21 protein-coding genes are annotated in these 24,020 nt (G+C 71.8%); 2 read left to right on the plus strand and 19 right to left on the minus strand.

Going from position 1 to position 24,020, the window contains the following annotated elements; translation table 11 throughout:
* Positions 1 to 90: 90 nt before the first annotated feature.
* From AB0I68_RS21280 to rpe, 5 genes are all read right to left on the minus strand, one after another.
* On the minus strand, positions 91 to 489 hold the full coding sequence (locus AB0I68_RS21280; RefSeq protein WP_363178885.1) for a barstar family protein: 399 nt from the start codon (positions 487 to 489) through the stop codon (positions 91 to 93).
* Complete coding sequence (locus AB0I68_RS21285) at positions 486 to 929, minus strand: ribonuclease domain-containing protein (RefSeq protein ID WP_363178886.1); 444 nt, start codon at positions 927 to 929, stop codon at positions 486 to 488. The genes AB0I68_RS21280 and AB0I68_RS21285 overlap by 4 nt, the downstream gene beginning before the upstream one ends.
* A gap of 58 nt (positions 930 to 987) precedes the next feature.
* Entirely contained in the window at positions 988 to 1,209 is a 222-nt protein-coding gene (locus AB0I68_RS21290) for a CarD family transcriptional regulator (protein ID WP_053788968.1), read from the minus strand.
* 117 nt (positions 1,210 to 1,326) lie between these two features.
* Entirely contained in the window at positions 1,327 to 2,373 is a 1,047-nt protein-coding gene (locus AB0I68_RS21295) for a sugar-binding domain-containing protein (RefSeq protein WP_327282483.1), read from the minus strand.
* Positions 2,374 to 2,463: 90 nt separating this feature from the next.
* Positions 2,464 to 3,150, minus strand: a complete 687-nt coding sequence (gene rpe / locus AB0I68_RS21300) for a ribulose-phosphate 3-epimerase (protein WP_363178887.1) — start codon at positions 3,148 to 3,150, stop codon at positions 2,464 to 2,466.
* A gap of 684 nt (positions 3,151 to 3,834) precedes the next feature.
* Between rpe and AB0I68_RS21305 the strand changes: the two genes are divergently transcribed.
* Entirely contained in the window at positions 3,835 to 5,001 is a 1,167-nt protein-coding gene (locus AB0I68_RS21305; protein WP_363178888.1) for an acyltransferase, read from the plus strand.
* Between the two features lie 152 nt (positions 5,002 to 5,153).
* On the opposite strand, the gene AB0I68_RS21310 is transcribed toward AB0I68_RS21305, so the two are convergent.
* Positions 5,154 to 6,614 carry a transcription antitermination factor NusB gene (locus tag AB0I68_RS21310; protein ID WP_363178889.1) on the minus strand — a complete coding sequence of 487 codons (1,461 nt, stop codon included), beginning with the start codon at positions 6,612 to 6,614 and terminating at the stop codon, positions 5,154 to 5,156.
* Positions 6,615 to 6,685: 71 nt separating this feature from the next.
* Positions 6,686 to 7,630, minus strand: a complete 945-nt coding sequence (gene fmt / locus AB0I68_RS21315) for a methionyl-tRNA formyltransferase (protein ID WP_363178890.1) — start codon at positions 7,628 to 7,630, stop codon at positions 6,686 to 6,688.
* A 286-nt stretch (positions 7,631 to 7,916) separates the two neighbouring features.
* Here fmt and AB0I68_RS21320 point away from each other — a divergent pair, with 286 nt between their 5' ends.
* Complete coding sequence (locus tag AB0I68_RS21320; protein WP_363178891.1) at positions 7,917 to 8,441, plus strand: hypothetical protein; 525 nt, start codon at positions 7,917 to 7,919, stop codon at positions 8,439 to 8,441.
* A 577-nt stretch (positions 8,442 to 9,018) separates the two neighbouring features.
* Here the strand turns inward: AB0I68_RS21320 and AB0I68_RS21325 are convergent.
* The 12 genes from AB0I68_RS21325 to AB0I68_RS21380 form a co-directional block, all read right to left on the minus strand.
* A complete protein-coding gene (locus AB0I68_RS21325; RefSeq protein ID WP_363178893.1) occupies positions 9,019 to 11,148 on the minus strand; it encodes a primosomal protein N' in 2,130 nt (709 codons plus the stop codon).
* A 190-nt stretch (positions 11,149 to 11,338) separates the two neighbouring features.
* A complete protein-coding gene (gene metK, locus AB0I68_RS21330; protein WP_266631096.1) occupies positions 11,339 to 12,547 on the minus strand; it encodes a methionine adenosyltransferase in 1,209 nt (402 codons plus the stop codon).
* A gap of 195 nt (positions 12,548 to 12,742) precedes the next feature.
* Positions 12,743 to 13,957 carry a bifunctional phosphopantothenoylcysteine decarboxylase/phosphopantothenate--cysteine ligase CoaBC gene (coaBC, locus tag AB0I68_RS21335; RefSeq protein WP_363178894.1) on the minus strand — a complete coding sequence of 405 codons (1,215 nt, stop codon included), beginning with the start codon at positions 13,955 to 13,957 and terminating at the stop codon, positions 12,743 to 12,745.
* A gap of 99 nt (positions 13,958 to 14,056) precedes the next feature.
* A complete protein-coding gene (rpoZ, locus tag AB0I68_RS21340; RefSeq protein WP_004948662.1) occupies positions 14,057 to 14,329 on the minus strand; it encodes a DNA-directed RNA polymerase subunit omega in 273 nt (90 codons plus the stop codon).
* Positions 14,330 to 14,390: 61 nt separating this feature from the next.
* On the minus strand, positions 14,391 to 14,954 hold the full coding sequence (gene gmk / locus AB0I68_RS21345) for a guanylate kinase (protein ID WP_363178895.1): 564 nt from the start codon (positions 14,952 to 14,954) through the stop codon (positions 14,391 to 14,393).
* A 61-nt stretch (positions 14,955 to 15,015) separates the two neighbouring features.
* Positions 15,016 to 15,339, minus strand: coding sequence for an integration host factor (locus AB0I68_RS21350; protein WP_008740406.1), 324 nt, complete (start codon positions 15,337 to 15,339; stop codon positions 15,016 to 15,018).
* Positions 15,340 to 15,640: 301 nt separating this feature from the next.
* The gene (pyrF, locus tag AB0I68_RS21355; RefSeq protein WP_363178944.1) at positions 15,641 to 16,474 is read right to left on the minus strand and encodes an orotidine-5'-phosphate decarboxylase; all 834 of its coding nucleotides are present in this window, start codon (positions 16,472 to 16,474) and stop codon (positions 15,641 to 15,643) included.
* Positions 16,475 to 16,500: 26 nt separating this feature from the next.
* On the minus strand, positions 16,501 to 17,610 hold the full coding sequence (locus AB0I68_RS21360) for a quinone-dependent dihydroorotate dehydrogenase (RefSeq protein ID WP_363178896.1): 1,110 nt from the start codon (positions 17,608 to 17,610) through the stop codon (positions 16,501 to 16,503).
* Between the two features lie 83 nt (positions 17,611 to 17,693).
* Positions 17,694 to 21,002: a carbamoyl-phosphate synthase large subunit gene (gene carB / locus AB0I68_RS21365; RefSeq protein WP_363178897.1), complete on the minus strand. Its 3,309-nt coding sequence runs from the start codon at positions 21,000 to 21,002 to the stop codon at positions 17,694 to 17,696.
* Complete coding sequence (gene carA / locus AB0I68_RS21370) at positions 20,995 to 22,158, minus strand: glutamine-hydrolyzing carbamoyl-phosphate synthase small subunit (RefSeq protein ID WP_363178898.1); 1,164 nt, start codon at positions 22,156 to 22,158, stop codon at positions 20,995 to 20,997. Before carA ends, carB begins: the two co-directional genes overlap by 8 nt.
* The gene (locus AB0I68_RS21375) at positions 22,155 to 22,736 is read right to left on the minus strand and encodes a hypothetical protein (protein ID WP_363178899.1); all 582 of its coding nucleotides are present in this window, start codon (positions 22,734 to 22,736) and stop codon (positions 22,155 to 22,157) included. The genes carA and AB0I68_RS21375 overlap by 4 nt, the downstream gene beginning before the upstream one ends.
* The gene (locus AB0I68_RS21380) at positions 22,733 to 24,019 is read right to left on the minus strand and encodes a dihydroorotase (RefSeq protein ID WP_363178900.1); all 1,287 of its coding nucleotides are present in this window, start codon (positions 24,017 to 24,019) and stop codon (positions 22,733 to 22,735) included. The genes AB0I68_RS21375 and AB0I68_RS21380 overlap by 4 nt, the downstream gene beginning before the upstream one ends.
* Between the last annotated feature and the right edge of the window lies 1 nt (position 24,020).

Below are 24,020 nucleotides of genomic sequence, written 5' to 3' on the forward strand. Positions count from 1 at the left end.
CCAAGCCTCCCGCCCCGCCCACCACACGGCCCCGCCGCCCCACCCGGGGCGGCGGGGCCGTCCCGCGCAGCGGCACACCCCACCCCCGGCTCACCCCCCGGACGGGCTCCGCGGAACATCCTCACCCGGCGGCTCCGCAAGGAGTACGGTCAACGCCCCTTCACCGGCGTCCCGCCAGTACTCCACCGCCCCCTCCACGACCTCCTGCAACGTCTCCCAATCCCCCGGCCGCGCCCCCGCGTACGACTGCCAGGACGTCACCACCACCAACCGCCCCGGGGCCTCCGGCAACCACGACAGGTCGATCAGCGCATCGGCCAACGCGTCCCAGTTCCCGCCGAACCACGCCGGCACCTGCAGCGCCGCCCCCCAGCGCCGCATCAGCTCGGCCTTGCCGCGCACGCCGGCCAGGTCCACCCGCAGGGTCGTCCAGCCCGCCTCCTCGGCGGCGGCCAGCGCCGGGGCGAGCGGCTGCGGATCCAGGGTCATCGCAGAACCGCCTTGAAGGTGTCGTAGTGGTCGTCCGTGTAGAAGAACTCCCCACCCTCACCGGTCACGATCCGCCGGGCCCCGCGGTCGTGCTCACCCGGCGTCTTCACCGTGAACTCGTGGTAGTAGCCGCGCTTCTGCCGGGGCAGGACCTTCTCGAAGTTCCCGAAGACGGTCCCGTCCTGCCGGTACGCGTACGGCCCGCCCTTGTCGATGAGCACGAGCACGTCCCGCGCCTGCGACGGCAGCGCATCGGCCCGTACGACCGCCATCCCCTTGGCCCAGCCGGGCACAGTGGCGCGGGCCCCGGAACTCGCTCCGGCCGCGGCGGACGGCGCGGACTTCTCCCCGCCACATCCCGCCACGCCGGCCAGCGCAACGCAAAGGAACACCGCCCCCGCGAAGCGCAGCAACGACCGGGGCACGTCCCTGAAGATCATGCACCGATCGTGCCAAGCATCCGATTCGCTCGCGAATCGCGCGGTGTCCGCGATGACCTCAGAGCGCGGCCATCTTGGTGTAAGGACTCAGAATTCTCTTCTGGACCGACCCGAAGTCGACCAGGACTGCGATCCCCTCCTCGATACCGACGACACGGCCGAGGCCGTGCTCATCGTGAGAGACCCGGTCGCCGACGCTGAACTGCCGGAGCGGCGGTTCCACGGGGGCCTTGAACGGGCTGGACGGCAAATGGCGGCGAGGTACTGCTGACTTTGTCATTGAGACCAGTATGCGCCCCACAGGCCGCCGCACGGCCCGCCGTTCGGATCTCAATTGCGGCACCATCCACCCCAGGACCCACTCCGCAGTGCGCTCCGCACCCCCGGGCGCCCCGGATCAGTCGTCCGGGTCGGCCCGATCCAGCGCCGGACGCAGCCCCGGGGCCGACTCGGTGAGCAGGTAGTCCGCGACCGCCGTGTCCGTGACCAGGCTGGTCACCAGCCCGGACCGGAGCACCGCCCCGATCGCGGAGGCCTTGCGCAGCCCGCCCGCGATCGCCACGACCTCGGGGATCCGGCGCAGCCGGTCCGCCTCGACGGTGATGCAGCGCTCGCCGAGGTCCCGTCCGACGCGCCGTCCCTCGGAGTCGAACAGATGTGCGGACATTTCGGCGGCGACACCCAGCGACGCGTAGTGCGCCCGCTCTTCGTCCGTGAGCATGTCGTGGACGGTGGAGATCCCGGGCTCCCACGACCCGATCGACACCGCCGCGACGGTCACCTTGTCGAAGTACTCGAAGGCCCGGGCGATCCCCGTCTGGTTCCGCAGCGCAGCCGCGGTCGCCGGGTCGGGGAGCAGCATCGGCGCGTAGATCGGGTGCGCGTCGCCCCCCGAGACCTGGGCGGCGCGCCGTACGGCCTCCACGGACCCGCGCTCGGCCGTACCGGCGTCGTACACGCCCGTCAGCTGCACCACGGTGCACTGCGGGAGCCGGTGCAGGGAGGCGGCCATGTGGATGGTCGAGCGCCCCCACGCCAGACCCAGTACGTCGCCCTCGTTGACCAGCTCGCCGAGCAGGTCGGCCGCCACCGCGCCCAGGTTCTCCGGATCCGGCGCGTCCTCGGTCGCATCGGCCGGGGACTCGACCACCACCGCGTGCCGGAGCCCGTACCGGGCCCGCAGCGCGTCGGACCGCTCCGCATCGAGCTCGGCGGGCACCCGGATCTCGATCCGTACCAGATCGCGCTCGAGGGCGGTCTCCAGGACCCGGGCCACCTTGAAGCGGCTCACGCCGAATTCCTCGGCGATCTGGATCTTGGACTTGCCCTCCAGGTAGAAGCGGCGGGCCATGGCCGCCGCCTGCACCAGCTCCGCGGGTCCCATCCGCAGGGCTGACCGTCCCGCCGACATTGCAGACACCGCGTTCTCCTCACTGCTGTTCACACTCTCGACTCGCCGTTCATCCTGTCAGATCCGGCGGCCGTTGATCAGCCTGGACAGCTCCCGTTCACCGAGCTGTTCACCAACCTTGCTTCAGTGGTCGCAGGCCCAGGGCGCCGCGGCGATCGCGACGTCCGCCTGCTCTCGCAGGGTACGTACGGCGGCGGCCGGTTCGACCGCCCCGTAGACCGCGCTTCCGGCGACGAACACGTCTGCGCCGGCCTCGGCACACCGTTCGATGGTCGAGGCCGAGACCCCGCCGTCGACCTGGAGCCACAGCTCCAGACCGTGCTTGGCGATCAGCTCCCGGGTACGGCGGATCTTGGGGAGCATGATGTCCAGAAAGGGCTGGCCGCCGAAGCCCGGCTCGACCGTCATGATCAGCAGCATGTCGAGCTCGGGGAGGATGTCCTCGTACTGCTCGATCGGCGTGGCGGGCTTGAGCGCCATCGACGCCCGCGCCCCCTTGGCCCGGATCTCCCGCGCGAGCCGCACGGGCGCGGCGGCGGCCTCGGCGTGGAAGGTGACCGACCCGGCGCCGGCCTCGACGTACTGCGGGGCCCAGCGGTCCGGGTCCGCGATCATGAGGTGCAGATCCAGCGGGATGTCCGTGGCGCGGCTCAGCGACTCCACGACGGGCATTCCGAGGGTGAGGTTCGGGACGAAATGGTTGTCCATGACGTCGACATGCAGCCAGTCGGCTCCCTCCACGGCCTTCACCTCTTCGGCGAGGCGGGCGAAGTCGGCGGACAGGATGCTGGGATAAATCTGAGCGGCCATGCCCCAAGCGTGCCATGCCCTCGCGCACTTCCGGCCACGACCCCGGAACTCGAGACCGGCGTAGCGATGCTTAAATGATCATGGAGAACGATTTATTTGTTCTTCGAGATCGTCCTCCGGCACGGTTTCTGACCATGCCTCCCGCCACCGCGACCGGGACCACCGGCCCCTCGCCCTGGCGCACCAAGGACTTCCGCACCCTCTTTTCCGCCTCCACCCTCAGCCAGCTCGGCACCAACACCGGCCACGCGGCCATCCCGCTGCTCGCCCTCACCGCCCTCGACGCCACCGCCGGTCAGGTCGGCACCCTCGCGCAGCTGTACGCCATCGTCCTCCTCGGCGGCCGCGCCACCGTCTTCCCGGAGGTCGGCGCGCAGAGCGTACGGCCGCGCCCTGGTCCTGAGCCTGGCCCCGGCGACCCTGCTGGTACCGCTGCTCGACTGCGGGGGCGGATCCCCGGGCGGGCCACCGGCTCCGGGCCGAAGGGACCCCGCACCCAGTGCAGGCGTACACGCAAGTACCGCTCGGTCCGGAACGGACGGCCCTGCAAATCCGGCCGAACGGGCTGTCCGCCGGGCGGGCCCCGAATGCCCGTAGGTGCACACGGCACCGTACGATCACGGGGTTCCACAACCCCGAAAAACACACCGGTGTCGCGGACACCCCAGGACTTCCAGAGGTGTCATGTCCGACAAGCTCGTCCTCACCGGGGACCGCGTCCCGGAGCCCGCCGAGGCTCCGCAGGCAGCCCCCGACCCCGTCCGGCGCCGCCGGGGGCTGTGGTCGAGGAGCGGCGGGTCCGCGCGGGCGCCGCGCATAGCCGTGCTGGACGGCCTCCGGCTGCTCGCGGCGCTGTCGGTGGTCCTGTTCCACTACCTGGCCGGCTCGGGGACGATCCCCTGGCAGCGGACGGCGGTCCGGCTGTTCCCCGGGCTCCACCGGGTCGCCGAGTTCGGCTGGCTGGGCGTGGTCTTCTTCTTCATGATCAGCGGCTTCGTCATCTGCATGTCCGCCTGGGGCAAATCGCTCCAGCAGTTCTGGCAGGGCCGGATCCTGCGGCTGTTCCCGCTGTACTGGGCGGCGGTCCTGCTCTCCTCGGTGGCCGCCCGCCTGGGCCCGCGGATTCCGGGCGAGCCGAGGGTCACCGTCGGCCAGATGCTCACCAACCTCACGATGCTGCAGGAGCCCCTCGGGGTGAACAGCGTGGACAACGTCTACTGGACGCTCTGGGTCGAGCTGCGCTTCTACCTGATCTTCTCGTTGATCGTTCTTCTCGGTACCGGCTACCGCCGGGTCGCGACCTTCTGCTGGCTTTGGGCGCTGGGCTCGGTCCTGGCGCCGGCATCGGGCATCCCGCTCCTGGACCAGCTCCTGGTGCCCCGGTGGGCACCCTTCTTCATCGCCGGAACCGCCTTCTACCTCATCCGCCGGGCGGGCCGCATCGAGGGCGAGACCCTGGGGATCCTGGCGCTGTCCTGGCTGCTGATGCAGCACCGCCTCCCGGCGATCATGGAGGGCGAGGGGCACGGCATCAACTGGAAGATCTGCCTGGCCGCGATCACCGTCATGTACCTGCTGATGGGCCTGATCGCGCTCGGGAAGCTGGACCGGATCCAGTGGCGCTGGCTGCCGGTCGCGGGCGCGATCTCCTACCCGCTCTACCTCGTGCACCAGTCCCTGGGCGTCCGCGCGATCTGGCGCTGGAACCAGCAGTGGGGCCCATGGCCGACCCTCCTCGGCGTGATCACGGGCGTGGCGCTGACCGCCTGGCTGCTCCACCGCCTGGTGGAACGCCCCCTCGTCCCGCTGCTGCGCCGCCTGATCGCCCCGGCCACGCCACCATCCCGGTGATCCCGCAGACACGCGCAGCCAGACACGGGTAGCCAGATACGCGTAGCCAATGACCCGGCTACGCGTATCTGGCTACCCGTGGAGTTGAGCATCCCGTGCCCCGGAGCGCGCCAGCCGCTCCCGGGCCGGTCAGTCGACCCGAACCGAACTGCCTAGCCCGTACGCCGGATCAGCGCCAGGTACATCGCGTCCGTCCCGTGCAGGTGCGGCCACAGCTGGACGTCCGGGCCGTCGCCCAGGGCCGGGACGCCCGCCATGTACGGCCTGGCGTCGATCAGTTCGGCCGAGACCGGCGAGGCTCCCGCGCCGCGGCCCTTGAGGACGTCGTCCACGACGACCCGGGTCTCGGCCAGATGGGGCGAGCACGTCGCGTAGCCCACGACGCCGCCCACCCGGACCGCCGACAGCGCCTCCCGCAGCAGTGCGCGCTGCAGCGGTGCGAAGCCCTCCAGGTCCTCCGGGCGACGGCGCCACCGCGCCTCCGGGCGACGGCGCAGCGCGCCAAGGCCGGAGCACGGGACGTCCATCAGGACCCGGTCGAAGGAGCCCGGCCGCCACGGCGGGCGGGTGCCGTCCGCCGCGATGACCTGGTACGGGCCGGGGTTGCCGGCCAGGGCGCGCTCCACGAGCCGGGCCCGGTGCGGCTGCTTCTCGGAGGCCAGCAGGAACGCCCCGCGCTGGGCCGCCAGGGCCGCCAGCAGGGCCGCCTTGCCGCCGGGTCCCGCGCAGCCGTCCAGCCAGCGCTCGTCGGCGCCCTCGACCGGCGCGGCCGCCAGGGCCATCGCCACCAGCTGGCTGCCTTCGTCCTGGACGCCCGCGCGCCCCTCGCGGACCGCCTCCAGCGCGCCGGGCTCGCCGCCCTCGGCCATCCGGACGGCGTACGGCGACCAGCGCCCCGGCAGCGCGGAGTCCTCGCCGACGGCCGCCAGCAGCTCCTCGGGGGTGGAGCGTCCCGGCCGCGCAACGAGCGTGACCTCGGGCCGCTCGTTGTCGGCTTCGAGGAGGTCCTCGATGCCGGCCCGGCCGCCGCCGAGCGCGTCCCACAGTGCGCTGACGACCCACCTCGGGTGCGAGTGGTACACCGCGAGGTGCTCCTCGGCGTCCTCCTCGTACGGCGGGGCCACCCGCTCGAGCCAGCCGTCCAGGTCGTGCGCGGCGATCTTGCGCAGCACGGCGTTCACGAACTTGGCGCGCCCGTCCCCGAGCACCACCCGGGCCAGCTCCACGCTGGCGGACACCGCCGCGTGCGTGGGGATCCGGGTCCCCAGCAGCTGGTGCGCACCCAGCGAGAGCACGTCCAGCACCGGCGGGTCCACCTCCCGCAGCGGCCGGTCGATGCAGGCCTTGATGACCGCGTCGTAGGTGCCCTGCCGGCGCAGCGTCCCGTACACCAGCTCGGTGGCCAGCGCCGCGTCCCGGTCCTGGAAGCTCTCGTCCTGGCGGGCCTTGCGCAGCAGCGGGGGCAGGACGAGGTTCGCGTACGCGTCGCGCTCGTCCACCGCCCGGAGCGCCTCGAAGGCCAGCATCCGGACGGGGTCCTTCTTGGGACGGCGGTACGGCTTGGCCTGCCGCTGGCCTGCGGCGCTGCGCGGGGGACGGGACTGTTCGCTCACGTGAAAGGTGCTCCGGGGTTACGAGGTGCTGCTTGCGGCGGGCTGCTGCCCGAATGGGGTGCCGGTACGGATCAGCCTACGTCCGTGCCGCCGACCCGCTCGCCGGGGGCGATCCGCACCCCGCGCGCCCAGTCGGCGCCGCGCATCGGCTTCTTGCCCTGGGGCTGCACCCAGAGCAGCTCCACGGCGTGCGAGCCGGTGCCGACGTACACGTTGTTCTTGGCCGGGGCGAGCTCGCCGGGCGCCAGGTCCGTGCGGTCGGCGACGAGGCCGACGGAGATCAGCTTGAGCCGCTCCCCGCGGAAGACGGTCCACGCGCCGGGCGCGGGCGTGCAGCCGCGCACCACGCGGTCGGCGCGCATCGCCGGGGCGTTCCAGTCGATCCGGGCGTCCTCGACGGTGATCTTGGGGGCGAGCGAGATCCCGTCGGCGGGCTGCTCGACGGCGCGCAGGGTGCCGTCCTCGATGCCGTCCATGGTGGCGGCCAGCAGGCCGGCTCCGGCGAAGGCGAGGCGGGTCAGCAGGTCGCCGCTCGTGTCGGTGGGCCGGACCTCCTCGGTCAGGTGCCCGTAGACGGGCCCGGAGTCCAGGCCTTCCTCGATGAGGAAGGTGGAGGCGCCGGTGACCTGGTCCCCCGCCATGATCGAGTGCTGTACAGGCGCGGCGCCGCGCCAGGCGGGCAGCAGCGAGAAGTGCAGGTTGACCCAGCCGTTGCGGGGGATGTCGAGGGCGCTCTTGGGCAGCAGCGCCCCGTACGCGACGACCGGGCAGCAGTCGGGGTCGATCTCGCGCAGCCGGGCCTGGAACTCGGGGTCCCGCGGCTTGACCGGCTTGAGGACCTCGATGCCGGCCTCCTCGGCGCGTTCGGCGACCGGGCTGGCGATGAGCCGCCGGCCGCGGCCGGCCGGTGCGTCGGGCCGGGTGACGACGGCGGCGACCTCGTGGCGCCCGGAGGCGATCAGGGCGTCCAGGGCGGGCACGGCGACCTCGGGGGTGCCTGCGAAGACGAGCTTCACTGGGGTCCTACCTCGCTATCTCGGCTGTCAGCAGCGCACCAGTCTATGGTCCCGGCGCCCACGGGGGGTGCCCGGGCCGATCAGCAGGCGCCCCAGGAGTCCCGGCAGCCTCATCAGGGGGCGTACGCACACACGCGCGCCTCTCGCATATGCCGACACGCCCCCGGTGCGTGACTTCAGTGCCGTATGACGCGTTGGTCAAGAGAGATTGACCGAAACCGGGCCGCGATGAGAACGGTGTCTGCGGCCCGATCCGCTCTTCAGCACCGGTTCGAGAGGCTTCTTCATGGCCGACCACGCCACCCACGACGCCCAAGCACGGGCCAGCCTGCACCTCTTGGTGCGGGACATCGAGCGGGTTCGCCGGCAGGTGGATGCTCTGCGTACGCTCACCGCTCAGCTCGGCAATGTGTACCGCCCGCGCCGCTCCGGTCCCTCCACGGGCTTCGTCGTCTATGGCCGGGCCCCCGCGCCCACCGTCCGCCTCGCGCAGGAACTGCGGGACAGCGTCGAGACGCTGGTCACCGCAGCGGTGGACTTCGACCGCTCGCTCGGCTTCTCGTGGGACGCGGTGGGTTCCGCGCTCGGCGTCACCAAGCAGGCCGTGCACCGGCGGTACGGGGCCCGGCGGGCCCAGGCCGCGGAGTCCGCGGAGCCGCTGTCCGAGGGCACGACCACCCGGACCCTGGGGCCTCTGCCCACGGTCCCGGCGGCCCGCTCGGTCCCGCCGCAGCCGGTGCGCGAGGAGTCCCAGGCCGCGGCCGCGGCCTCGTCCCCCTCCGCGGCGTTCCCGGGGCCCCGCAACGGCTGATCCGCCGCCGGCCGCCGGGACGCCGACCTCCGACGGCCGGCCCCCAGCCCTGACCGGGCATCGGCTGAGCCCACGGCTCGTCCGGCAGCTGCCGGACGAGCCGTATCCATGCCCCGGCCCGGCGTCGGCATGAGTCCACGCCGTGCCCGGCCGGGGCGCCCCGGGCAGCTCGGACCCGGCTCCGGACCGCCGGACTCCGCCGGAAGAGCGCGGGCGCGGCCTGTCCGACGGCTTGCCGCACCGCCCGAGCGCGGGCGCCCCGACGCCCCGACGCCCTGTCAGGGCGGGGCACCCGCGTACGTCCACGCACACGGGCGCCCCTCAGCCTTGCCAGGCACGCACCAGCCACCGCGCGCTCGACCGACAAGACCCGAAAGGGACGCCCTGGTGATGTGACCGGAAAGCTTCACCGGCCCTCGGCGGCCTCGCCGCGTTGTCGGGCCGCGCAGGTACGTCCAGTACGAGCCGCAGCCCTCCGACTTGCGATGCACCGCACCCCGGGGCACCTCTCAGCGGTAGCCGGGGGAACGCCGCGGGCCCACCGGCAAACCTTCCCGGTCACGGCCCTAGCCGCGCCCTAGCCGATGTCCGGCGGGTCGATCCGCACCCGGACCGCCTCCGCCGCCGGGACTCCCCGCGCCAGCCGGGCCGCTTGGGCCGACTTCAGGGCGGCCGCCAGCGCGGCCCCGCTGCCGGGCGGGACGCGGACCAGGGCCCGCTCCCCCGGCGACGGCTCCCCGCGGCGCCCCGGCACCGGGACCGGCCCCAGCACCTCCGCGTCCGGCGGCAGCCCGGCGCCGGCCAGGAAGGCCTCCACCGCCTCGCCCCGACCGGCCACGGCCGCCATCCGGGACACCGGCGGGAAACCGAGCTCGGCCCGCTCCGCGAGCTCCCGTACCGCATGGCCCACCGGATCCCACCGCACGAGGGCCTGGACCGGCCGCAGCGTCGGCTCGGCGACCACGACGACCTGCCCCTCCCCCCGGACCAGCGAGGCGGCCGCGATCCACCGGCGCAGCGCGTCCTCCCCGGCCCGCAGGTCGGGCCGGGTCAGCATCGCCCAGCCGTCCAGCAGCAGCGCCGCCGCATACCCGGCGCCCGCCGCGACGGGTTCGGCGCCGGGGGTGCACACCACCAGCGCGGGCCGGTCGGGCACCTCGTCCAGGACGTGGTCGCGGCCGGAGGTGCGCACGGGCACGGCCGGGAAGGCCCGCCCGAGCTCCTCGGCCGTCCGCCGGGCGCCCACCACCTGGGCGCGCAGCCGGAACGACCCGCACTCCTCGCAGTGCCAGGCGGTCTCCTGACGTCCGCACCAGCCGCAGTGCAGATCCCGCGCGTCGGGGGCCTCCAACGGCCCCGCGCACACCGAGCAGCGGGCGGGGGTGCGGCACCGCTCGCACGCCAGCCGGGGCGCATAGCCGCGCCGGGGCACCTGCACGAGCACGGGCCCGGACTTCAGCCCCTCCCGTACGGTCTCCCAGGCCAGGCTCGGCAGCCGGGCGGCGCGGGCCGCCTCGTCGCGGGCCAGCAGCTCGTCGCCCACGGTCCGGATCCGGGGCGCGCAGGCCCGCACCGTCTCCCGGTCGGCGACCAACGGCCGCGCCCAGCCCGTCTCGACCAGCTGGGCGGCCTCCACGGTGCAGCTCGTGCTCCCGGCCAGGAATCCGCAGCCGTCGCCGACGGCGCGCAGCTCCAGCACCTCCCGTACGTGCGGGAACGGCGCGTGGTCGTCGCTGTGGCTGGAGTCGCCGTCGTCCCAGATGGCGACCAGCCCGAGGTCCCGTACGGGCGCGAACATCGCGGCCCGGGTGCCGATGACGGCCCGCACCGAGCCGCGGTGCACGGCGAGCCACTGGCGGTAGCGCTTCTCGGGGCCCGATTCGGCGGTCAGCAGCGCGTGCCGCCCCTCACCGAGCAGGGCGGTCAGCGCCACGTCGACCCGGGCGGCGGTCCGCCCGTCGGGCAGGACGGCGAGGGCGCCGCGGCCGGAGGCGAGGGTGGCGGCCACGGCCCGGGCCAGCTCGTCGGCCCATCCGGGGCCGGGCAGGGCGGTCCAGACGGCGCGCGGGGCGGCGCCTGCGGCGAGGGCCCGCAGGAACGCGGGGCCGGAGCCGTAGCGAGCCCAGCCTCCCGGCTCGGGCGCGGCGGGCGGGGGCAGCGGCTCGGGTGAGGGCTTGGCCTCGGCGCGGGCGCTCCGCGCGGGCAGTGCGAGCTGGAGTACGTCGGCCAGGCTGCCGGCGTACCGGTCGGCGACGGCCCGGGCCAGGGCCAGCAGGCCCGGCGTGAGCACGACCTCGGGCGAGACGACGTGGGCGAGGGCGGCCAGTGCACCGTGGTAGTCGGACTCGGCGCGGCGCTCGACGATGAAGCCGTCGATGAGGCCGCCGCCCTCGCGGCGGCCGCCGTGGACCTGGTGGGAGCCGGCCCCGAAGCGGACCCGGACGCGGACTCCGGGCTGGGCGGCCTCGGAGAGCTCCTCGGGGACGGCGTAGTCCCAGAGCTGGTCGAGGTGGAGCACGCCCTTGTTGACGAGGATCCGGGCGACCGGCAGCTCCCGGGCGAGGGCGGCGCCCCGCCAGGTGCGCGGCTTGGCCTTGGGGGCCTTGGCCTTCGCCTCGGCGACCATCTCCCGCATCAGCGCGAGCTGCTCCGGCGGGCCGCCGGGACTCTGGTCCCCGCGCTGACCGGATTCGTTCGCGCTGCTCACACCCGCATTCTTACCAAACCCCACCGACAACGGACGGGCCCGGCCGCCCTCCCGGGGTTTTCGGCGGCGGCGAGGGGGTTTCCTTCACCCCGGGGAGAACTCACCCGCGCGGAACGCCGTACGGCCCCGGACCACAGGGGCCACAGGGGTCCGAGGCCGTACGGCTGCGCTACGTGCGTGCGCGGGCGTCCTACAGGCCGGCGGCCGTGCGCAGCGCGTCCACGCGGTCGGTGCGCTCCCAGGTGAAGTCCGGCAGCTCGCGGCCGAAGTGGCCGTACGCGGCGGTCTGGGCGTAGATCGGGCGCAGCAGGTCGAGGTCGCGGATGATCGCGGCCGGGCGGAGGTCGAAGACCTGGCCGATCGCGTCCTCGATCTTCTGGACCTCGACCTTGGCGGTGCCGAAGGTCTCGACGAAGAGGCCGACGGGCTCGGCCTTGCCGATCGCGTACGCGACCTGGACCTCGCAGCGCGAGGCGAGGCCGGCGGCGACCACGTTCTTGGCGACCCAGCGCATCGCGTACGCGGCGGAGCGGTCGACCTTGGACGGGTCCTTGCCCGAGAAGGCGCCGCCGCCGTGGCGGGCCATGCCGCCGTAGGTGTCGATGATGATCTTGCGGCCGGTCAGGCCGGCGTCGCCCATCGGGCCGCCGATCTCGAAGCGGCCGGTCGGGTTGACCAGCAGGCGGTAGCCGTCGGTGTCCAGCTTGATGCCGTCCTCGACGAGCTCCTTGAGCACGTGCTCGACGACGAACTCGCGGATGTCCGGGGCGAGCAGCGAGTCCAGGTCGATGTCCGAGGCGTGCTGCGAGGACACGACGACCGTGTCGAGGCGGACGGCCTTGTCGCCGTCGTACTCGATGGTGACCTGGGTCTTGCCGTCGGGGCGCAGGTACGGGATGGTCCCGTTCTTGCGGACCTCGGACAGGCGGCGCGAGAGCCGGTGCGCGATGTGGATCGGGAGCGGCATGAGCTCGGGGGTCTCGTCGCACGCGTAGCCGAACATCAGGCCCTGGTCGCCGGCGCCCTGCTTGTCGAGCTCGTCCTCGTCGCCCTCGACGCGCTTCTCGTACGCGGTGTCGACACCCTGCGCGATGTCCGGGGACTGCGCGCCGATGGACACCGACACGCCGCAGGAGGCACCGTCGAAGCCCTTCTTCGACGAGTCGTAGCCGATCTCGAGGATCTTGTCGCGGACGAGCTGCGCGATCGGCGCGTACGCCTTCGTCGTCACCTCACCGGCGATGTGGACGAGACCCGTGGTGATGAGGGTCTCCACGGCCACACGCGAGGTCGGGTCCTCGGTGAGAAGTGCGTCGAGGATCGTGTCGCTGATCTGGTCAGCGATCTTGTCGGGGTGACCCTCGGTGACGGACTCCGAGGTGAACAGGCGACGGGACACAACGCTCCCTGGGGTTGCAGCGGCTGCTGGCTGATCATTTGGCGGAACCTCACCGGGGGCTGCGCCCGATCACGTTCCTCATGCAGTTTATCGGTCGCCACCGTTTACCGGACCACCTGTCTCGCCCTATGGGAGGCACGTGACCTGCGGCACTCCATTCTTGCTCATGGAATCGGCTACGAGAAGAGCAGTCGCTCAGGCGCGTCGGGGAGCGAGTCGCGGGGCGACCTGGTCCCAAATCACCTCGGCCAGCGCTTCCTTCGGACCATAGGGAACCGGGGTCTCGACCCCATTGGAGGCCAGGATCACAGCCTCGTTCTCCTCGGAACCGAAGGTCTTGGATGCGCCCACCTCGTTCACGACGAGAAGATCACACCCCTTGCGGAGCAGTTTGGCCCGGCCGTTCGCGAGCACGTCGTCGGTTTCGGCGGCGAAACCCACCACGACCTGGCCTTCCCGCGCCCGGTCGGCCGAGATCTCCGCGAGGACGTCGGGGTTGCGGACGAGCGCCACCGGCGCCGGATCCTGCCCTTCCTTCTTCTTGATCTTGCCGCCCGCGTACTCGGCCGGCCGGAAGTCGGCCACGGCCGCGGCCATCACCACGGCGTCGGCGTCCGCGGCCGCCTTGAGGACGGCCTCGCGCAGCTGTACGGCCGTCCCGACCCGTACGACGTCCACCCCGGCCGGGTCGGCCAGTGCGGTGTTGGCCGCGACGAGGGTGACCCGGGCTCCGCGGGCGACGGCCGTGCGGGCCAGTGCGTAGCCCTGCTTGCCGGAGGAGCGGTTGCCGAGGAAGCGGACCGGGTCGAGCGGTTCCCGCGTGCCGCCCGCGCTGATCACCACGTGCCGGCCGGCCAGGTCGGGCTCGGCCACTCCGCGCGCGAGGACCCTCCGGCACACCTCGTAGATCTCCTCGGGGTCGGGCAGCCGCCCCTTGCCGGTGTCCTTGCCGGTGAGCCGGCCGACGGCGGGCTCGATGACGAGGGCGCCGCGGCGGCGCAGCGTGGCCACGTTCTCCTGGGTGGCGGGGTGCTCCCACATCTCGGTGTGCATGGCGGGCGCGAAGACCACCGGGCAGCGGGCGGTGAGCAACGTGTTCGTGAGCAGGTCGTCGGCGAGGCCGTGGGCGGCCTTGGCGAGCATGTCGGCGGTGGCCGGGGCGACGACGACGAGGTCGGCGGACTGCCCGATGCGGACGTGCGGCACCTCGTGGACCCTCTCCCAGACCACGGCCTGGGCCGGGTTTCCGGACAGGGCGGCCCAGGTGGCCTCGCCCACGAAGTGCAGGGACGCCGCCGTGGGCACCACCCGTACGTCGTGTCCGGACTCGGTCAGTCGGCGCAGCAGCTCGCACGCCTTGTACGCGGCGATCCCGCCGCTGACTCCGAGCACGACCTTCGGCTTACCCACCACACACGCCCCTTCGGCTGATCGTCGTACCTGTCTATGACACACCACAGGCCCGGCAGATGTTCTGCCGGGCCTGTGGTGAAAAGGAATGCTCGGTGCCTACTGAGCCGGGGCCTCGATGGCCTCGGAGGTCAGCAGACCCGCGTTGATCTCGCGCAGCGCGATCGAAAGCGGCTTCTCGTGGACGTGGGTGTCCACCAGCGGGCCGACGTACTCGAGCAGGCCCTCACCGAGCTGCGAGTAGTACGCGTTGATCTGACGCGCGCGCTTGGCCGCGTAGATCACGAGGCTGTACTTCGAGTCCGTGGCCTCGAGCAGCTCGTCGATCGGCGGGTTGATGATGCCCTCGGGCGCAGTGATGGAAGAGGACACGCTCTACCTTCCGAAGATGGGTGAAAGATCAAACATCAATCGATGGAACATCGATCAACGATCAAACAACTTCCATCAAGGCTAGCAGCTCACGCGCCACGTCCTCGACGGAGGTGTTGACCAGGGTGGTGTCGAACTCGGACTCGGCAGCGAGCTCGACCTTGGCCGTCTCCAGCCTGCGCTGGATGACCTCGGCCGATTCGGTGCCGCGGCCGGTGAGCCGGCGGACCAGCTCGTCCCAGCTCGGCGGTGCCAGGAAGACGAGTTGGGCTTCGGGCATCGACTCGCGGACGAGTCGCGCGCCCTGGAGGTCGATCTCCAGGAGGACGGGCTCGCCGTTCTCCAGTCGCTCCACCACCGCGCCGCGCGGTGTGCCGTAGCGGTTGCCCGCGAACTCGGCCCACTCCAGCAGCTCGCCGTTGGCGATCAGCTTGTCGAACTCGTCGTCGTTGACGAAGAAGTAGTGGACTCCGTGTCGCTCACCGGGCCGCGGCTTGCGGGTGGTGGCCGACACCGAGAGCCATACCTCGGGGTGGACCTTGCGCATATGCGCGACGACCGTGCTCTTGCCGACCCCCGAAGGGCCGGAGAGCACGGTCAGCCGCGGACGAACCTCTGCTGCCATAAAGCGATTATCCAGGTTCTCGGGACTGCCTGAGAACGCCGGGAGAACTTCAGGCAACGCGTCAGCCGGCAGGAGTGCCGAACTCACGCTCCAGAGACGCGATCTGGTTGGAACCGAGACCTCGGACACGCCGGGACTCGGAGATGCCGAGGCGCTCCATGATCTGCTTGGCGCGGACCTTGCCCACGCCAGGCAGGGACTCCAGCAGGGCGGAGACCTTCATCTTGCCGATGACGTCGTTCTCCTGGCCCGTCTTGATGACCTCTTGGAGCGAGGCGCCGGAGTGCTTGAGTCGATTCTTCACCTCGGCCCGCTCCCGGCGAGCCGCGGCGGCCTTTTCGAGCGCGGCTGCGCGCTGTTCAGGGGTAAGGGGCGGAAGAGCCACGCCTACGTCACCTCGGATGTCGAACTGTCGGATACGGACCGGTGGGGAACCCTAGGGCGCCACACCAGGCGAATGCCCGAACAGCAATAAAACTCGTTCGCTGCTCGTTCACTCTGGTCGGAGACTAGCGGCCAAGGCCGCTCCAGTCAGCGAGAACGGACGAAAAGTCCTGGTCAGCCTCCACTGAACCGTACATCACGGACAAACCACCCCGGTTTTGTCCGGTGAAAGACGTTCGAATTTCGTCAGACCGTACGACGTGCGGCGACGCCGGCCCGCCCGACGACACCTCCGAACGTGCTCAGCCGGAGACCGCCGCGCGGATTTCGTCCGCGAACCGGGTGGCCGAGGCGCGCAGCGCCGCGGCGTCCGGACCGTGCTGCAGGACGCCCCGCGACACGTTCGGGACGACGTTGCGGACCGCCGCACCGAAGACCGCCGGCAGGTCGGCCGCCGTCGCGCCCTGCGCACCGATGCCCGGAGCCAGCAGCGGCCCGTTGATGTCCAGGTCGAAGGAGGAGAGGTCGCCCAGCGTGGCGCCGACCACCGCGCCGAAGGAGCCCATCGGCGCCGCGCCCGCGTTCTCCGCCGCGAGATGCCCCAGCATCGTCGCGCCGATCGTCCGGCCGTCCTCGCGCACCGCGCGCTGGACCTCCGCACCCTCCGGGTTCGAGGTGAGGGCGAGGACGAAGAGTCCCGCGCCCGACCGGCGGGCCAGGTCCACCGCCGGCTGCAGCGAGCCGTAGCCCAGGTACGGTGACACCGTCAGGGCGTCGGAGAACAGCGGCGAGGACGGCGACAGGAACGTCTGCGCGTACGCGGCCATCGTCGAGCCGATGTCACCGCGCTTCGCGTCCATCACGACCAGCGTGCCCGCGGCCCGCGCGTCGGCCACGGTCTGCTCCAGCACCGCGATGCCCTTCGAGCCGAAGCGCTCGAAGAAGGCCGCCTGCGGCTTGAAGACGGCCACCGAGTCGGCCAGCGCCTCGACGACCGTGCGGGAGAACTTCTCGAGGCCCGCGATGTCGTCGTTCAGGCCCCACGACGACAGGAGGGCCGCGTGCGGGTCGATGCCCACGCACAGCGGGCCGCGGGAGTCCATCGCCTCGCGCAGGCGGGTGCCGAAGGGGGTCACGGCGGTCTCGGTCACGGGGGTCTCGGTCACTGGGCGGCCTTTCGGGTTTCGGCGCCGACGGCCTCGGCGAGGGTCGCGTACGGGCTGACGGCCAGGCGCGCGGCCAGGCCCTTGTGGATCGCGCGGGCGTAGAACGGGCCCTCGTAGATGAACGCGCTGTACCCCTGGATCAGGGTCGCGCCGGCCAGGATCCGCTGCCAGGCGTCCTCGGCGTTCTCGATGCCCCCGACGCCCACCAGCACCAGGCGGTCGCCCACACGGGCGTACAGGCGGCGCAGGACCTCCAGGGAGCGCTCCTTGACCGGGGCACCGGACAGGCCTCCGGTCTCCTTCACGAGGGACGGGGAGGACTTCAGGCCCAGCCCCTCCCGCGCGATCGTGGTGTTCGTCGCGATGATGCCGTCCAGGCCCAGCTCCAGGGCCAGGTCCGCGACCGCGTCCACGTCCTCGTCCGCGAGGTCCGGCGCGATCTTGACCAGGAGCGGGACCCGGCGGTCGGTCACCGTGCGGTCCGCGGCCTCCCGTACGGCCGTCAGGAGCGGCCGCAGGGATTCGGTGGCCTGGAGGTTGCGCAGGCCCGGCGTGTTCGGCGAGGAGACGTTCACGACCAGGTAGTCCGCGTGGCGGGCGAGGCGCTCGGTGGAGGCGACGTAGTCCGCCACCGCCTCGTCCTCCGGCACCACCTTGGTCTTGCCGATGTTGACGCCCACGACCGTCCTGAAGACCGGCACACGGGCCGCCAGGCGGGCCGCCACGGCCGCCGAGCCCTCGTTGTTGAAGCCCATCCGGTTGATCAGCGCGCGGTCCGGCACGAGCCGGAACAGCCGCTTCTTGGGGTTGCCCGGCTGCGCCTGCGCCGTGACCGTGCCGATCTCGATGTGGTCGAAGCCGAGCATCGACATGCCGTCGATGGCGACGGCGTTCTTGTCGAAGCCCGCAGCGAGGCCGAAGGGGCCGTGCATGCGCAGCCCGAGCGCCTCGGTGCGCAGTTCCTTGTGGCGCGGGGCCAGGGCCGCCGCCACGAAGGTGCGCAGCACGGGGGTGCGGGCCGCGAGGCGGATCCAGCGGAAGGCCAGGTAGTGGGCCTGCTCCGGGTCCATCCGCTTGAAGACGAGGTTGAAGAACAGCTTGTACATGTCGAGAAGATCCCTTGTGCGCTCATGACGAGGGGGACACCGACGCGCAAAGCGCATCCGTGTCCCCCTCCTCGTACGGGCTGCTAGTCGCGGGCCGCGGTCAGGTGCTCCGCGTGCTCCTGGAGCGAGCGGACGCCCACGTCGCCGTGGCCCAGCGCCTCGATGCCCTGGACGGCCGCGGCGAGCGCCTGGACCGTGGTCAGGCACGGGACGCTGCGCGCCACGGCCGCCGTGCGGATCTCGTAGCCGTCGAGGCGGCCGCCGGTGCCGTACGGGGTGTTGACGATCAGGTCGACCTGGCCGTCGTGGATGAGCTGGACGATGGTCTTCTCGCCGTTCGGGCCCTCGCCCTCGCTGAGCTTGCGCACCACGGTGGCGTTGATGCCGTTGCGGCGCAGCACCTCGGCGGTGCCGGAGGTGGCCATCAGCTCGAAGCCGTGGGCGACCAGCTCGCGCGCCGGGAAGATCATCGAGCGCTTGTCGCGGTTGGCGACGGAGATGAACGCGCGGCCCTTGGTGGGCAGCGGGCCGTAGGCGCCGGCCTGCGACTTGGCGTAGGCCGTGCCGAAGACGGAGTCGATGCCCATGACCTCGCCGGTGGAGCGCATCTCCGGGCCGAGGACGGTGTCCACGCCGCGGCCGTGGATGTCGCGGAAGCGCGACCACGGCATGACGGCCTCCTTGACGGAGATCGGCGCGTCGAGCGGCAGGGTGCCGCCGTCGCCGGTCTTCGGGAGCATGCCCTCTTCGCGCAGCTCGGCGATGGTGGTGCCGAGCGAGATGCGGGCGGCGGCCTTCGCGAGCGGGACCGCGGTGGCCTTCGAGGTGAAGGGGACGGTGCGGGAGGCGCGCGGGTTGGCCTCCAGGACGTAGAGGATGTCACCCGCCATCGCGAACTGGATGTTGATCAGGCCGCGGACGCCGACGCCCTTGGCGATGGCCTCGGTGGAGGCGCGCAGGCGCTTGATGTCGAAGCCGCCGAGGGTGATCGGGGGCAGGGCGCAGGCCGAGTCGCCGGAGTGGATGCCGGCTTCCTCGATGTGCTCCATGACGCCGCCGAGGTAGAGCTCGGTGCCGTCGTAGAGGGCGTCGACGTCGATCTCGATGGCGTCGTCGAGGAAGCGGTCGACCAGCACGGGGCGGGTCGGCGAGATCTCGGTGGACTCGGCGATGTACGACTCGAGGCGGGTCTCGTCGTAGACGATCTCCATGCCGCGTCCGCCGAGCACGTACGACGGGCGGACGAGGACCGGGTAGCCGATCTCGTCGGCGATGGCCTTCGCACCCGCGAAGGTGGTGGCGGTGCCGTGCTTGGGGGCGGGCAGGCCGGCCTCGGCGAGGACCCGGCCGAAGGCTCCGCGGTCCTCGGCGGCGTGGATGGCCTCCGGCGGGGTGCCGACGACCGGGACGCCGTTGTCCTTGAGCGCCTGGGCGAGACCGAGGGGGGTCTGGCCGCCGAGCTGGACGACGACGCCGGCGATGGGGCCGGCCAGCGACTCGGCGTGGACGATCTCCAGCACGTCCTCGAGCGTCAGCGGCTCGAAGTACAGGCGGTCGGAGGTGTCGTAGTCGGTGGAGACGGTCTCCGGGTTGCAGTTGACCATCACGGTCTCGTAGCCGGCGTCGCTGAGGGCGAAGGAGGCGTGGACGCAGGAGTAGTCGAACTCGATGCCCTGGCCGATGCGGTTCGGACCGGAGCCCAGGATGATGACCGCGGGCTTCTCGCGGGGCGCGACCTCGCTCTCCTCGTCGTACGAGGAGTAGAAGTACGGGGTCTTCGCGGCGAACTCGGCGGCGCAGGTGTCGACCGTCTTGTAGACCGGGCGGACGCCGAGGGCGTGGCGGACCTCGCGGACGACGTCCTCGCGCAGGCCGCGGATCTCGGCGATCTGGGCGTCGGAGAAGCCGTGGCGCTTGGCTTCGGCGAGCAGCTCGGGGTGGAGCTTCTCGGCGGCGGCCAGCTCGTCCGCGATCTCCTTGATCAGGAAGAGCTGGTCGACGAACCAGGGGTCGATCTTCGTGGACTCGAAGACCTCTTCCTGGGTGGCGCCGGCGCGGATGGCCTGCATGACGGTGTTGATGCGGCCGTCGGTCGGGCGGACCGCGGTGGCGAGCAGCTCGTCCTTGTCGCCGGGCTCGCCGACGAAGGTGAACTGCGAGCCCTTCTTCTCGAGGGAGCGCAGGGCCTTCTGCAGCGCCTCGGTGAAGTTGCGGCCGATGGCCATGGCCTCGCCGACCGACTTCATGGTGGTGGTGAGGGTGGCGTCGGCGAGCGGGAACTTCTCGAACGCGAAGCGCGGGGCCTTGACGACGACGTAGTCGAGGGACGGCTCGAAGGAGGCCGGGGTCTTCTCGGTGATGTCGTTGGGGACCTCGTCCAGCGTGTAGCCGATGGCCAGCTTGGCGGCGATCTTGGCGATCGGGAAGCCGGTGGCCTTCGACGCGAGCGCCGAGGAGCGCGAGACGCGCGGGTTCATCTCGATGACGATGACGCGGCCGTCGACCGGGTCGATCGCGAACTGGATGTTGCAGCCGCCGGTGTCGACGCCTACCTCGCGGATGATCGCGATGCCGATGTCGCGCAGCCGCTGGTACTCGCGGTCGGTCAGCGTCATCGCCGGGGCGACGGTGATCGAGTCGCCGGTGTGGACGCCCATCGGGTCGAAGTTCTCGATGGAGCAGACGACGACCACGTTGTCCTTGGTGTCGCGCATCAGCTCGAGCTCGTACTCCTTCCAGCCGAGGATGGACTCCTCCAGGAGCACCTCGGTGGTCGGGGAGAGCGTGAGGCCCTGGCCGGCGATGCGGCGCAGCTCGTCCTCGTCGTGGGCGAAGCCGGAGCCGGCGCCGCCCATGGTGAAGGACGGGCGGACGACGACGGGGTAGCCGCCGAGGGTCTCGACACCGGCGAGGACGTCGTCCATCGAGTGGCAGATGACCGAGCGGGCGGACTCGCCGTGGCCGATCTTGGCGTTGACGGCCTCGACGACGCCCTTGAAGAGGTCGCGGTCCTCGCCCTTGTTGATGGCCTCGACGTTGGCGCCGATGAGCTCGACACCGTACTTCTCCAGCACACCCTGCTCGTGCATGGAGATCGCGGTGTTGAGCGCGGTCTGACCGCCGAGGGTGGGCAGGAGCGCGTCGGGGCGCTCCTTGGCGATGATCTTCTCGACGAACTCGGGGGTGATCGGCTCGACGTACGTGGCGTCGGCGATCTCCGGGTCGGTCATGATCGTCGCGGGATTGGAGTTCACCAGGATGACCCGCAGGCCCTCGGCCTTGAGGATGCGGCAGGCCTGGGTGCCGGAGTAGTCGAACTCGGCTGCCTGTCCGATGACGATCGGGCCGGAGCCGATGACCAGGACGGACTGGATATCGGTGCGCTTAGGCACGCTCGGCCTCCATCAGGGCGGTTTCCATCAAAGACGTGAAGCGGTCGAAGAGGTACGCGGCGTCGTGCGGGCCGGCAGCCGCTTCGGGGTGGTACTGGACGGAGAAGGCCGGCTGGTCGAGCAGCTGGAGGCCTTCGACGACCTGGTCGTTCAGGCAGACGTGGGAGACCTCGGCGCGGCCGTAGGGGGTCTCGGAGACCTTGTCGAGGGGCGCGTCGACGGCGAAGCCGTGGTTGTGCGCGGTGACCTCGACCTTGCCGGTGGTGCGGTCCTGCACCGGCTGGTTGATGCCGCGGTGGCCGTACTTCAGCTTGTAGGTGCCGAAGCCGAGCGCGCGGCCCAGGATCTGGTTGCCGAAGCAGATGCCGAAGAGCGGGGTCTTGTGCGCGAGGACGCCCTGCATGACGGCGACGGGGCCGTCGGCGGTGGCCGGGTCGCCCGGGCCGTTGGAGAAGAACACGCCGTCCGGGTTGACCGCGTACACGTCCTCGACGGTGGCGGTGGCGGGCAGCACGTGCACCTCGATGCCGCGCTCGGCCATCCGGTGCGGGGTCATGCCCTTGATGCCGAGGTCCACGGCGGCCACGGTGAACTTCTTCTCACCGATCGCGGGGACGACGTACGCCTCCTTGGTGGCGACCTCGGCGGAGAGGTTCGCGCCCTTCATCTGCGGGGCGGACTGGACCTTGGCCAGCAGGGCCTCGTCGCGGACGCCCGTCCAGGCCTCGCCCGAGAAGATGCCGACGCGCATGGCGCCGCGCTCGCGCAGGTGACGCGTCAGGGCGCGGGTGTCGATGCCGCAGATGCCGACGACGCCCTGCTTGACGAGCTCCTCGTCCAGCGAGCGCTGCGAGCGCCAGTTGGAGGGGACGCGGGCGGGGTCGCGGACGACATAACCGGCCACCCAGATGCGGGAGGACTCGGGGTCCTCGTCGTTGACGCCGGTGTTGCCCACGTGCGGGGCGGTCATCACGACGACCTGCCGGTGGTACGACGGGTCGGTGAGGGTCTCCTGGTATCCGGTCATGCCGGTGGAGAACACGGCCTCGCCGAAGGTCTCCCCCACGGCGCCGTAGGCGCGGCCGCGGAAGATCCGACCGTCCTCCAGGACGAGTACGGCGGGAGCTTTGGCTGCTCCCCTGGTGGAGGTCGTCATCGTTCGGCGCCTTCCGTCGTGATGGATGAGTTCATGAGGTTGATTGCCTCGACCCAGGCGGCGTGTTCGGCCGCGCGGTCGGAGCGGAATCCGGAGTCGATCAGCTTGTCGCCGTGCGCCCAGGTGACGACGAGGAGACCGCCCTCGGTGAGTACCTTGCCCGCGATTCCCTTGTCGAGGCGGGCGCCGCGCAGCTGCGCGGCCGGTACGAAGAAGTCGGTGGCACCCGGACGGACCACGTCGAGGCCCGCGTCGGTGAGCGTGAGCTCGACCCGGCTGCGGATGCCCAGACCGTGGGCGACGATCCGGTCGAGCCACTGCCCGGCGGTGGTGGACCCGTGGTACCGGCCGGTCAGGGCCAGCCGGTGCTCGGGGAGACCGCCGGGGGCGGCGGGCAGCTCCGGCAGATCGTTCTGCAGGGCGCCGCGCCATTTCCAGCCCTGCCGCATCAGCCAGTACACGAACGCGATGAAGACGAGCAGACCGATCACCCACGCGATGCGGGCGCCCCAGTCCGTCACCTCCGCCGACCGTCGTTCGGCGGCCTCGGCGGCCAGTTGGATTACTGCAGGTGTCACGCCAGATTCCCGTCCACGACCGTTGCCCGGCCCCGCAGGAAGGTGTGAGTGACGCGACCCGGCAGCTCACGGCCCTCGTAAGGCGTGTTGCGGCTGCGGGAGGCGAAGTGTGCGGGGTCCACGACACCACGGTACGAGGTGTCGACCAGCGTCAGGTTCGCGGGTTCACCTGCCGAGACGGGGCGGCCGTGGTGGTCCAGGCCGCCGATCCGCGCCGGGGCGAAGGACATGCGCTCGGCGACGCCCGCCCAGTCGAGCAGTCCGGTCTCCACCATCGTCTGCTGGACGACGGAGAGCGCGGTCTCCAGGCCCACCATGCCCATGGCGGCGGCGGCCCACTCGCAGTCCTTGTCCTCGTGGGGGTGCGGGGCGTGGTCGGTGGCGACGATGTCGATCGTGCCGTCGGCGAGCGCCTCGCGCAGGGCCATCACGTCGCGCTCGGTGCGCAGCGGCGGGTTGACCTTGTAGACCGCGTTGTACGAGCGGACCAGCTCGTCGGTGAGGAGGAGGTGGTGCGGGGTGACCTCGGCGGTGACGTCGATGCCGCGGGACTTGGCCCAGCGGACGATCTCGACGGAGCCGGCGGTGGAGAGGTGGCAGATGTGCACGCGGGAGCCGACGTGCTCGGCGAGGAGGACGTCGCGGGCGATGATCGACTCCTCGGCGACGGCCGGCCAGCCGCCCAGCCCCAGCTCGGCGGAGACGACGCCCTCGTTCATCTGGGCGCCCTCGGTGAGGCGGGGCTCCTGGGCGTGCTGGGCGACGACGCCGCCGAACGCCTTCACGTACTCCAGGGCGCGGCGCATGATCACGGCGTCGTCCACGCACTTGCCGTCGTCGGAGAAGACGGTGACGCGGGCGGCCGACTCGTGCATGGCGCCCAGCTCGGAGAGCTGCTTGCCCTCCAGGCCGACGGTGACGGCGCCGATGGGCTGCACGTCGCAGTAGCCGGACTCCTTGCCCAGGCGCCAGACCTGCTCGACGACGCCGGCGGTGTCGGCGACCGGGAAGGTGTTCGCCATGGCGAAGACGGCGGTGTAGCCGCCGGAGGCGGCCGCGCGGGTGCCGGTCAGGACGGTCTCGGAGTCCTCGCGGCCGGGCTCGCGCAGGTGGGTGTGCAGGTCGACGAGGCCGGGGAGGAGGACCTGGCCCTCGGCCTCGATGACGGTCGCGCCCTGCGCGGAAAGGTTCTGTCCGACCTCGGCGATGGTCTCGCCGTCGATCAGGACGTCCTGCACGTCGCCGCCGAGTACCTTCGCGCCACGGATAAGGATCTTGCTCATG

Source organism: Streptomyces sp. NPDC050448 (assembly GCF_040655295.1).
Lineage (GTDB): Bacteria > Actinomycetota > Actinomycetes > Streptomycetales > Streptomycetaceae > Streptomyces.